The following is a 10,691-nucleotide window of genomic DNA, read 5'->3' on the forward strand; positions in this document are numbered from 1 at the left end:
GGGTGGGGGTGGGTTGTTGACTTGGGTATTCGCTCGGTGAATAGTTGCGGGCGTGTCCACGTCGCATGTTCTGCTCGGGTTGTTGGCTGCTGGCAGCCGGCACGGCTATGAGCTGAAGCGTGCGCACGACGAGCGGCTGCCCAGGGCTCGACCGCTGGCCTTCGGGCAGGTCTACGCCACCCTTGGCCGCCTGGAACGGGACGGCCTGGTGGTCACCGCCGGGCAGGACCGCGCGGCCGGGCCGGATCGCACGGCGTACGCGCTGACCGACCAGGGGCGGGCCGCGCTCGACCAGTGGCTGACCACTGTAGAACCACCCATGCCGTACGTGGCCAGCACACTCTTCGCCAAGGTCGTGGTGGCGCTCCTGGTCGCCGACGTCGACCGGGCCCGGTCGTACCTGATCGCCCAGCGCGCCGCGCACACCGCACGGCTGCGTGAGCTGACCGCGGTCAAGGCCGACGCGGCCGCCACCCTCAGCGACGTGGTCGCGGCCGACTTCGCGATCGCCCACCTCGACGCGGACCTGCGGTGGCTGCACGCCACTCTGGGCCGGGTCGCCGACTGGCACCGGGAGGTGCATCCGTGACGCAACTCCAGGCTCGCGGCGTGGTTCGGGCGTACGGCCCGACACCCGCGCTGCGCGGCGTGACACTCGACGTGGCCGAGGGTGAGATCGTCGCCGTCACCGGCCCAAGCGGCTGCGGCAAGTCGACCCTGCTGCACTGTCTGGCCGGGATCCTTCGGCCGGACGCCGGCGAGGTCACCTGGCGGGGGCAGCGCATCGACACCTGGTCGGAGGCGGCCAGATCCCGGTTGCGACGCACCGAGTTCGGGGTGCTGTTCCAGTTCGGCCAACTGGTCGCCGAGTTGACCGCGGCGGAGAACGTCGCACTGCCCCTGCTCCTCGCCGGCACGGGGCGGCGAGAGGCACGGACGGCGGCGCTCACCTGGCTGGACCGGTTCGGTGTGGGGGAGGTGGCCGACCTCCGGCCGGGTGAGATGTCCGGTGGTCAACAGCAGCGGTGCGCCACCGCGCGGGCGTTGGTGACCGAGCCGCGGGTGCTCTTCGCCGACGAGCCGACCGGTTCGCTGGACACGCTCGCGGGCGAGCAGGTGCTGACCCATCTGGTCCGGCTCGCCCGTGAGCAGCGCACCGCCGTCGTGCTGATCACCCACGAGCCGCGGATCGCCGCGTACGCCGATCGGGAGATCGTGTTGCGCGACGGCCTGGTGGACCACACGGGCCTGGGGCTCGACGTGCCGCTGGCCGGTGGCGCCCGGTGAGACCGGCGACGCTGGTCCGGCTCGCGCTCGCCGGCAGCCGCACCGACACCGCCCGGGTGGTGCTCACCGCCCTCAGTTCCCTGCTGGCGACCCTGGCGGGGCTCGCGGCGCTCACCGTGTTGGCCATCGAGAAACCCGCAGGCGACGCCTGGGTGGAGTCCGAGCAGTACCGGAACGCGTTGCTGCGTGAGCCCGGGTTGCGCGGTGGGACGGCGTTCGCGCTGCTCATGCTGATGATTCCGGTGCTGGCGCTGGCCGGCCAGTGCGCGCGGCTCGGCGCGCCCGCACGGGATCGCCGGCTGGCGGCGATCCGGCTCGCTGGCGCCACCCCCGGCCAGGTCACCCGGTTGGCCGTGCTGGAGACCGGCATGGCCGCTCTGCTCGGCACGTTGGTCGGGCTGGGTGCCTACCTGGTCGGCCGCGAGGTGCTGCACCGACCGGACGCGCAAGGTCGACTGGCCCTGCCGACCGATGTGCTGCCGTCGCCCGCAGCGGTGGCCGCGGTGGTGCTCGGCCTGCCGGTCGTCGCGGCACTGGCCACCGCCCTGATGCTGCGTACGGTCACCATGAGCCCGCTCGGCGTGAGCCGCAAGGCCGCCCGCGAGCGCGGTCCGGGCCCGTGGGCCGGGCTCCTGATCGGGCTGGGTCTGGCCTCGTTCCTCGCGGTCCGTCCGGCCGCCGACCAGCTCAAGGGCAGGGATGAGCTGCTCGGCTGGCTGGTGCCGCTGCTGTTCGCGGTGGGTGCGCTCGCGGCGATGATCGGGGTGGTGATCGGCACCGGCTGGATCTCGTACCACTGTGGGCGGTTGTTGCGTCGGCACGCCCGCCGACCCGCGGCGCTGCTCGCGGCGGGCCGGCTGATGGCGGACCCGTGGGCGGGCAGCCGCACGTTCGCGGCGCTGCTCGCCGCCCTGATCTTCGGCGGGGGTGCGGCCGCTCAGCGCGCCTACTTCACCACCGAGGACCAGCTCGACCGGGAGCAGAACCGGCTCGTCGGGGTGGACGCCGGCGCTGACTCCTTCTATCTGTCCACCATGGATCTGGTCGATGCCGCGGTTGCGGTGGCCGTCCTGATCGCGACGGGCGGGCTGATCGTCGCGCTGGTCGAGGGGATCGTCGCCCGCCGACGCGCCTACGCGGCGTTGGTCGCCACCGGGGTGCCCCGAGCGACGCTGAGCCGTTCGGTGGCCTGGCAGGCGCTGGCCCCGGCGGTGCCGGCGATCCTGCTCGCGCTCACCGTTGGCACGTTGCTCGGCCGGGGGCTCTTCGGGGAGGTATCGACGGGCGTCTCGTCGACGGAGATCTGCGACGCCACGGCGGCGCTGTGTGACGACCCGGCCACCCGCGAGCAGTACACCCGGATCGTGTACACCCCCGAGATCCAGCGAGCCGTTCCCGTACCCCTGGAGCAGTTGGCCTGGCTCGGTGCCGGCGCTCTGGCGGCGGTGCTGGTGACGGTCGGTGTCGGCCTGCTCTTCCTGCGCGCCAGCACGGCCCTGGACGAGCTGCGCATGACCTGAGCCACCGCGCGTACAGCCCGGTCAGGCGGTGAGCAGCCCGGAGGAGAGTGCCACCAGCGTGCCGACCACCGCCGAGCAACAGCAGACCAGGAGGCCGGCGACCACCGCGAGGATCAACCAGACCCGGCGATCCCGCGCCACCGCCGCGACGCTCGGCCGGCGCACGTCCTCGGCGGCCCCGCCGTCACCATCCGTGGTCCCGGTCACCCCGGAAGTCTAGGCCCCGACATCGGCCCGGGGCCGGGAACTCCAGGCCGCGCGGCGGTCGCACACGCGAGCCACTCATGATCGCGCCCGATCGTGGAAGTGGCGGCCTCCCCGAGCCGCCGAGGGGACCACTCCCACCATCGAGCGCGATCATGCCGACCCGACGGGTCAGGCGCGGCCGATGCGGTCCAGGATCCAGGCGTTGATGAACGCCTCCTCGCGCCACGCGTCGTAGCGACCGCTCGGACCGCCGTGCCCGGCACCCATCTCGGTCTTGAGCAGGTAGTCGCCGCCCGGGGCGACCGCCCGCAGCCGGGCGATCCACTTCGCTGGCTCCGAGTAGAGCACCCGGGTGTCGTTGAGGCTGGTCACCGCGAGGATCGCGGGGTAGTCCACAGCTGTCACGTTCTCGTACGGCGTGTAGGACTTCATGTACGCGTACACCTCGGGGTCCTCCAGTGGGTTGCCCCACTCCTCCCACTCGGTGACGGTCAGCGGCAGCGACGGGTCGAGGATCGAGGTGAGCGCGTCCACGAACGGCACCTGCGCGACGATCCCGGTGAAGGCGTCCGGCGCGAGGTTGGCGACCGCGCCCATCAGCAGGCCGCCGGCCGAGGCGCCCCGCGCGACCAGCCGGTCGCTGGCGGTCCAGCCGGCCTTGACCAGATGCCGGGCGCAGGCGACGAAGTCGGTGAAGGTGTTCTTCTTGGCCAGCATCTTTCCCTGGTCGTACCAGCGCCGACCCAGCTCACCGCCACCCCGGGTGTGCGCCACGGCGAAGACCACGCCACGGTCCAGCAGGGACAGTCGGGCCACCGAGAACCACGGGTCCATGCTGGCCTCGTACGAGCCGTAGCCGTACAGCTCGCAGGGCGCCGAGCCGTCCCGGGGTGTGCCCACGCGGCAGACCAGCGAGATCGGCACCCGGGTGCCGTCGTCGGCGAGTGCCCAGTCACGGTGCTGCTCGTACTCGGCCGGGTCGTACGGCCGTCCGTCCGGCCCGGGCAGCACCGGCTTCTGCTTGCGCAGCACCATCTGCCGCGTGACCAGGTCGTAGTCGTACACCGAGTCGGGGGTGACCAGCGACGAGTACCGCAGGCGGACCTGCCCGGTGCGGTATTCCGGGTTGGCGTCCAGACCGACGCTGTACAGCGGCTCGGGGAAGTCGATGTCGTACGAGTCGTCGCTGCCCACCGGCAACACCCGCAGCCCGGTGAGCCCGTCGGTGCGCAGCGACACGACCAGGTGGTTGGCGAAGGCGTCCACGGCCTCCAGCCGGGTGCCGGGGGTGTGCTCGATGACCGGCACCCAGTCGCCCGGCGCGTCCGCGGAGGTGAACGCGAGCGCGAAGTCCTCCGCACCGTCGTTGTGCAGGATCAGGAAACGGTGGCCGTGGTGCTCCACCGCGTATTCGACGCCCTGGCGGCGGGGTGCGATCACGGCCGGGGCGCCGGTCGGGTTGCCGGCGGGGATGACCAGCACCTCGCTGGTCACCTTGCTGTGGATGTCGATCAGGATGAACTTTTCCGACCGGGTCAGCTCCACGCCGACCCAGAACCGCTCGTCGTCCTCCTGGTGGACCACCACGTCGTCGGCAGCGGCCGAGCCGACGGTGTGCCGCCAGACCCGGTTCGGCCGCCAGGCGTCGTCCACTGTCACGTAGAACAGCACCGAGGCGTCGGTCGACCAGGCGGTGCCGTAGAAGGTGTCGGGCACCTCGTCGGGCAGCAACTCGCCGGTGGTCAGGTCCTTCACGCGCAGGGTGAACCGCTCGTCGCCGGAGAAGTCGGTGGAGTAGGCCAGCCAGCGACCGTCCGGGCTGACGTCGAACGCGCCCAGCGAGAAGAAGTCGTGCCCCTCGGCCAGGAGGTTGCCGTCGAGCAGCACCTCCTCGCCGTCGAGCGGGGCGCCGTCGGCGCTGACCGGCGGCTCGACCTCCCCGTCGCGGACCGCGCGGCGGCAGTGCACCCCGTACTGCTGGCCCTCGACCGTCCGGGTGTAGTACCAGTGCCCGCCCTTGCGGGTCGGCACGGACAGGTCGGTCTCCCTGGTGCGCTGGCGGGTCTCCTCGAACAGCGTCGTGCGCAGCTCGGCCAGGTGCGCCGTACGCGTGTCGGTGTACGCGTTCTCGGCGGTCAGGTAGGCGATCGTCTCCGGGTCGTCCTTGGCGGCGAGCCAGGCGTACTCGTCGACGACGGTGTCGCCGTGGTGGGTGCGCTCGCTGGGCACCCGCTTCGCCGCGGGCGGGGCAGTCTCGGTGGTCACGGCGGCCACGTTACCGGCCGGCACCCGCTGTACGCCGGACCAGCGGCATCCCGATAGCCCCTACCACGGCTTTCGAACACATGTACGATAGCGCCCATGGCGGCAGCAGCGAGTTCCCTCGGCCGGTCCGGAGCCCTCGAAATCACCCGGCGGTTGGCGGCGATCTGTGGCCCGCCGTTCTCCCGGCCGGGTGGGCCGGCCGACGAGGTGGCGGGGCGGCCGGCGCGGTGGGTGGCGGTGCCGGGCGGCCCGCACGCCGCTGCCGAGGTGCTGCGGCTGGCTGCCGCGCACGACCTGGCGGTGGTGCCCAGAGGCGCCGGCACGAAGATCGACTGGGGTGCCACGCCGGTTCAGGTCGACATCATGCTCGACACCGGCCGGCTGGCCGGCATCGGCCACGAGCCGGTCGGCGCGATGGTGGCCGAGGTGGGCGCCGGCACCCCGCTGCGGGCGGTGCAGGCCACGCTGGAGCGCACCGGGCAGCGACTGGCGATGGATGCCCCTTCACCCGGCGCGACCCTCGGTGGGGTGCTCGCCGCGGGCGAGGCCGGCCCGCTGCGCCACCGCCACGGCAGCCCGTGTGACCAACTGCTCGGTGTCCGCTACCTCGCCGCCGACGGTGAGCTGGTGAGCGCCGGGGGTGGCGCGCCCGGTCTTGACCTGGCCCGGCTGCTTTGTGGCTCCCAGGGCGCGCTCGGTGTGCTGGTCTCGGCGACCCTGCGGGTGCAGCCGTTGCCGGCCAGCCGACTCTGGGTGTCCCGCCCGGTGTGGACACCGCTGGAGGTGCACGACCTGGTCCGGACGATCCTCGCCGCCCGGCTGGAGCCGTCAGCCATCGAGCTGGACCTGCCCGGAGGCACGCCACGGCCGCGCACCCCGTACCCGCCCGGTCACCCGGCGGCCACCGCCCGGGAGCGCCACCCGTCGATGTCCGGCCGGGCCGGTGCGCCGTCCCGGGCGGGCAGCCTGGTGGTGCTGTTGGAGGGCGGCCCCGCCGACGTCACCGAACGCGCCGAGCGCCTGGTCGGCCTGCTGCACGGGGAGGCGACGATCGCCCACTCCGCTCCGACGTGGTGGCGTCGCTACCCGTTCGCGCCCGGCGACACGGCGCTGCGCCTGGAGGTGCCGATCGGTGACCTGCACGCCGCCGTCTACGCGCTGCGTGACGCGGCCGGCGCACCGGTGCCGGTGCGTGGGTCCGCCGGGCTGGGCGTGGTGCACGCGGCACTGCCCGGCGCGATGGCCCCCGATCGGGTGGCGTCCATCCTGGCCGCCGTCCGAGGGGTGTTGTTGGCCCGGCAGGGTCGTTGCGTGGTGGTCTCCGCGCCGACGGCTGTCCGGAGGTCCGTCGACCTGTGGGGCGAGCTGGCCGGCCTGGCCCAACTGCGGGCCGCCAAGGAGCACCTCGATCCGGAACACCGCCTCGCCCCCGGGCGCCTCCCCGGCGGTCTGTGAGCCCCGCCCGGGTCGGTCAGTCCATCCACCAGCGGTGCATGTCCAGCAGCGGTGGGGTGAAGCGGGCCACCAGCACCAGCAGAGTGCCGACCGCCCCGGTCAACAGCAACGCCCGGGTCGCTCGGGGCAGAGCCTCGCGTTCCCTGGCGACAACTGCCACCGCGACGAGCGCCAGCGGCGGCCCGAGCACCGCTCCGACCAGATAGAGCACCGCAACCGGGGCGTGCAGCCAGAAGAACAGCATGTCCTTCGGGTCGTACGCGCCGGTCAGCATCTCGGTCGGGCCGACGCCAGCGGTCGCCATCCGGACCAGGTAGGACAGCAGCACGGCGAGGAACCCGCCGACGGTCGCCAGTTGCGCGAAGACGAGGGCACGGACCGCCGGCCGGGAGTGCGGCGTGGCCTGCGCGACAGTCGACATGGGCGTCAATCTACCGAGCGGCCCCGGAATCCGGCTGCCGCAGACGGCGGTCAGGTCGCGTCGTTGCGGAGCACCAGGATGGCGATGTCGTCCCGGGGTGGCTCGACCGAGAAGTTGATCGCGGCGGAGCGCAGTCGGGCGGCCACCACGTCGGCTGAATATCCGGCCAGGGGCGCGGCGGCGTCCCGCAGTCGGTCGGTGCCGAACAGCTCCCGGCCGCGCCGGCGCTCGGTGACGCCATCGGTGTAGAAGATCAGCGAGTCGCCCGGCGCGAGCGCGATCTTCGCGGTCGGCGAGGTGATCGTGTCGAGCAGGCCGAGTGCGGTGCCACCGGTGCCGACGAACCCCGCGCCGCCCGTACCGGCCAGCAGCACCGGCCGGTCATGTCCGGCCAGGTGCAGCGACACGTCCAGCTGGTCGCCCTCGCCCGGGCCGACCGCCGCCAGCGCCAACGTGCAGTACCGGCCGCCGCCCCGCTCGACCAGCGTCTCGTTGAGCCGCGCCAACGCCTCCGGCAGCGGTTTGCCGTCGCCGACGAGGACCCGGATCACGTCCCGGACCAGCCCGGTCACCGCAGCGGCCTGGACACCCTTGCCCGAGACGTCGCCGATCACCACCAGCCAACGCCCGTCGGGCAGCGGCACCACGTCGTAGAAGTCGCCGCCCACCTCGGCGTCGTCGCCGGTCGGGACGTACTCGGCCGCGAAGCCGATCCCGTCCACCAGCGGCAGCACCGGTGGCAGCAGGGACTGCTGAAGCGTCTGCGCCACGCGGCGGCGCTCGGCGTGGATCCGGGCGTTCTCGATCGCCAGCGCGGCCCGGCGGGCCACGTCCTCCAACACGGCGACCTCGTCCGGGTCGTGCCGGTGTCGCTGGTGCCGCCCCACCGCCAGGGTGCCGAGCCGCTGCCCGCGGGCGATCAGCGGCACCGCGAAACCCTCCATCGGGCCGCCCAGGGGGATCTGTGCCGCGCTGCGGGACGCCTCACGCAGGCGAGCCTGGATCGAGTCCGGCCCGGTCTCCGCCAGCACCTTGTGCAGTTGCGGAAGCATCGACTCGTCGGCGTGGCTGGCCGCTGCCAGCCGCAGTCGGCCCCACTCGTCGGTGGTGTGCACCGCGCACCACTGGCCGAGCCGCGGCACCACCAACTGCGGCACCAGCGCCATGGTCAGGTCGACATCCAGCGACTGGGCGAGCAGCTCACTGGCCTCGGCCAGGAACGTCAGCCACACCTGCCGGCGGATGTCGGTCCTGCGCAGCCGGTCGTTCTCCAGGTGCAGCGACAGCCGCTCGGCGGTCAGCACCGCCAACGGCCGGGCGTACGCCGACGGCGCCGCGTCCAGCTCCAGCTCCCCGGCGTACGGGCGGTGCACCGTCAACGGCACCCGGAGCAGGTCGCTGCCGGGGCGGGGCGGCCGACCGAAGCGGGCCAACACCTGACGGCCCTGCCCGTCGCCCCGGTCGAGGCGGATCGAGCCCCCGGCCGCGCCCACCATCTCGGCGACGCGGCTGAGCAGGTTGGTGGCGAAGTCGGGCAGCGGGTCGTCCGCGTACAGGTCGGGGGCGGTCTGCATGAGTTCGCTCATCGCGCTGGCGCTCGGCGTGGACCCGTCCGCGCTGGTGGCAGGCCCGGCGCTGGCCGGGGTCGACCCGCCGGCCGCGGTGCCCTCGGCCGGCGGCTCGGTGCCGGGACGGTCCAGCCGGAACCAGACGCCCTTCCCGGTGGGCAGGTACGTCGTGCCCCAGCGGCTGGCGAAGTGGTCGACCAGCAGCAGGCCCCGGCCCCGTTCGGAGACCTCGTTGATCTCGGTGGAGTCGTTGCGGGCACCGACGGTCAGCTCGTCACCGGAGCCGGGCGCGAAGTCGGAGACGGTGACGGTCAGCCCGATCTCGTCGGCGACGACCTCGATGTCCAACTCGGTGCGCGCGTGCTCCACGGCGTTGGTGGTCAGCTCGGTGGTGAGCAGCAGGGCCTCGTTGGCCAGCTCGTCGAGGTGTGACTCGGTCAACACCGAGCGGACCACGGCGCGGGCGGCGGCCGGCGTACGACGGTCTGCGGGCAGGCGGACACGCCGGACCGCCCCGTCCCGGGCCCCGGCCGTCGCGGGCCCCGCCTTGGCTGACACCCCCGTATCCTCCACCGTCCCCCTGCCGGGTGCCAAGCTGATCACCTTGTCGCGCCTCTCTCCCTGGCGGAGGAAGCGCACGCACCGTATCAACGCTTCCAGTAGAGCAGGGGCCCCCTCCGGCCAGCGCACCCTTCGCCGGTATGCGTCGGTCGGGCGGGTTCGGCACCGCTGCGAGGTCTGCGGCGGGGTGCGCCGGATCGGCCTCCGTCGAGCCGGTCCGGATGGCGATCCGGGCCACCTGGCGGGTCGCGCACCCTGGCACTACGGCTCGCGCGGGCACAATATGGGGTGCCGGTGTGTCCGCACGGACCGGCGCCCCCCGAGTTGAGCGAGGAATGATGACCACGGCGAAGCAGTCGGTGGCGGATCCGTCCGCGCCCGACCACGAGGCGCTCCTCGGTGAGTTGACCGAGGCACTGCGACGGATCGGTCGCGGCGACCTGAAGGTCCGGCTTCCCCGCCGCGCCGGCAAGGCGGGTGAGGTGGCGGACGCCTTCAACGAGGTGGTCTCGCTCCAGGAGCGTCATCATCTGGACCTGCGGCGGATCAGCCGGATCGTCGGTCGCGACGGCCGGCTCACCGAGCGGCTGGACGACGAGGGGCTGGACGGCTCCTGGGCGGAGGGGCAGCGGGCGATCAACTCGCTGATCGACGATCTGGGCCGACCGACCACCGAGATCGCCCGGGTCATCGTGGCGGTCGCGGACGGCGACCTGTCCCAGCACATGGCGTTGGAGATCGACGGCCGGCCGCTGCGCGGTGAGTACCTGCGCATCGGGCGCACCGTGAACACGATGGTCGACCAGTTGTCCTCGTTCTCGAACGAGGTGACCCGGGTGGCCCGTGAGGTCGGCACCGAGGGCAAGTTGGGGGGCCAGGCCGACGTTCGGGGCGTCGCCGGCACCTGGAAGGACCTCACCGACTCGGTGAACACCATGGCGTCGAACCTCACCGGCCAGGTGCGGTCGATCTCGCAGGTGGCGACGGCGGTGGCCAAGGGCGACCTGTCGCAGAAGATCACGGTCGGAGCGCGTGGTGAGGTCGCCGAGTTGGCGGCCACGATGAACTACCTCACCGACACGCTGCGGCTCTTCGCCGAGCAGGTGACCCGGGTGGCCCGCGAGGTGGGCACCGAGGGCAAGTTGGGCGGTCAGGCCGAGGTGCCGAACGTGGCCGGCACGTGGAAGGACCTGACCGACAGCGTCAACTCGATGGCGTCGAACCTGACCGCCCAGGTCCGCAACATCGCCCAGGTGTCGACGGCGGTGGCGCGCGGTGACCTGTCGCAGAAGATCACGGTGGAGGCGCAGGGCGAGATCCTGGAGCTGAAGTACACCGTCAACACGATGGTCGACCAGTTGTCGTCGTTCGCCGACGAGGTGACCCGGGTGGCCCGTGAGGTGGGCA

At 72.9% G+C, this 10,691-nt stretch carries 9 protein-coding genes; 5 read left to right on the plus strand and 4 right to left on the minus strand.

Annotated elements, in window-relative coordinates:
- The first annotated feature begins 52 nt into the window (after window positions 1-52).
- Genes KBX34_RS32030 through KBX34_RS32040 form a run of 3 tightly spaced genes read left to right on the plus strand, consistent with a single transcriptional unit; the run spans window position 53 to window position 2,807 of the window.
- Window positions 53-589, plus strand: a complete 537-nt coding sequence (locus KBX34_RS32030; RefSeq protein ID WP_210792607.1) for a PadR family transcriptional regulator — start codon at window positions 53-55, stop codon at window positions 587-589.
- Entirely contained in the window at window positions 586-1,287 is a 702-nt protein-coding gene (locus KBX34_RS32035; protein WP_141907559.1) for an ABC transporter ATP-binding protein, read from the plus strand. The genes KBX34_RS32030 and KBX34_RS32035 overlap by 4 nt, the downstream gene beginning before the upstream one ends.
- On the plus strand, window positions 1,284-2,807 hold the full coding sequence (locus tag KBX34_RS32040) for an FtsX-like permease family protein (protein ID WP_210928815.1): 1,524 nt from the start codon (window positions 1,284-1,286) through the stop codon (window positions 2,805-2,807). Before KBX34_RS32035 ends, KBX34_RS32040 begins: the two co-directional genes overlap by 4 nt.
- A gap of 21 nt (window positions 2,808-2,828) precedes the next feature.
- Here KBX34_RS32040 and KBX34_RS32045 read toward each other — a convergent pair whose 3' ends face one another.
- Both KBX34_RS32045 and KBX34_RS32050 read right to left on the minus strand, forming a co-directional pair.
- Window positions 2,829-3,014, minus strand: a complete 186-nt coding sequence (locus KBX34_RS32045; RefSeq protein ID WP_088951065.1) for a hypothetical protein — start codon at window positions 3,012-3,014, stop codon at window positions 2,829-2,831.
- 168 nt (window positions 3,015-3,182) lie between these two features.
- The gene (locus KBX34_RS32050) at window positions 3,183-5,279 is read right to left on the minus strand and encodes a S9 family peptidase (RefSeq protein WP_088952139.1); all 2,097 of its coding nucleotides are present in this window, start codon (window positions 5,277-5,279) and stop codon (window positions 3,183-3,185) included.
- Window positions 5,280-5,375: 96 nt separating this feature from the next.
- On the opposite strand from KBX34_RS32050, the gene KBX34_RS32055 reads away from it, so the two are divergent.
- Window positions 5,376-6,734, plus strand: coding sequence for an FAD-binding oxidoreductase (locus KBX34_RS32055; RefSeq protein ID WP_099849824.1), 1,359 nt, complete (start codon window positions 5,376-5,378; stop codon window positions 6,732-6,734).
- 16 nt (window positions 6,735-6,750) lie between these two features.
- On the opposite strand, the gene KBX34_RS32060 is transcribed toward KBX34_RS32055, so the two are convergent.
- Window positions 6,751-7,155: a hypothetical protein gene (locus tag KBX34_RS32060; protein WP_210928816.1), complete on the minus strand. Its 405-nt coding sequence runs from the start codon at window positions 7,153-7,155 to the stop codon at window positions 6,751-6,753.
- A 50-nt stretch (window positions 7,156-7,205) separates the two neighbouring features.
- Window positions 7,206-9,281, minus strand: coding sequence for a SpoIIE family protein phosphatase (locus KBX34_RS32065; RefSeq protein ID WP_141907563.1), 2,076 nt, complete (start codon window positions 9,279-9,281; stop codon window positions 7,206-7,208).
- Between the two features lie 341 nt (window positions 9,282-9,622).
- Here KBX34_RS32065 and KBX34_RS32070 point away from each other — a divergent pair.
- A partial coding sequence (locus KBX34_RS32070) for a HAMP domain-containing protein (RefSeq protein ID WP_210928818.1) occupies window positions 9,623-10,691 on the plus strand: 1,069 nt, incomplete at its 3' end.

It is taken from the genome of Micromonospora sp. M61 (genome assembly GCF_018070245.1).
GTDB classification, from domain to species: Bacteria; Actinomycetota; Actinomycetes; order Mycobacteriales; family Micromonosporaceae; genus Micromonospora; species Micromonospora zamorensis.

What these genes read in the sequence shown, in the direction of transcription:
- KBX34_RS32060 (WP_210928816.1), bottom strand. Translation starts at nt 7,155, where the DNA reads ATGTCGACTGTCGCGCAGGCCACGCCGCACTCCCGGCCGGCGGTCCGT.
- KBX34_RS32055 (WP_099849824.1), top strand. Translation starts at nt 5,376, where the DNA reads ATGGCGGCAGCAGCGAGTTCCCTCGGCCGGTCCGGAGCCCTCGAAATC.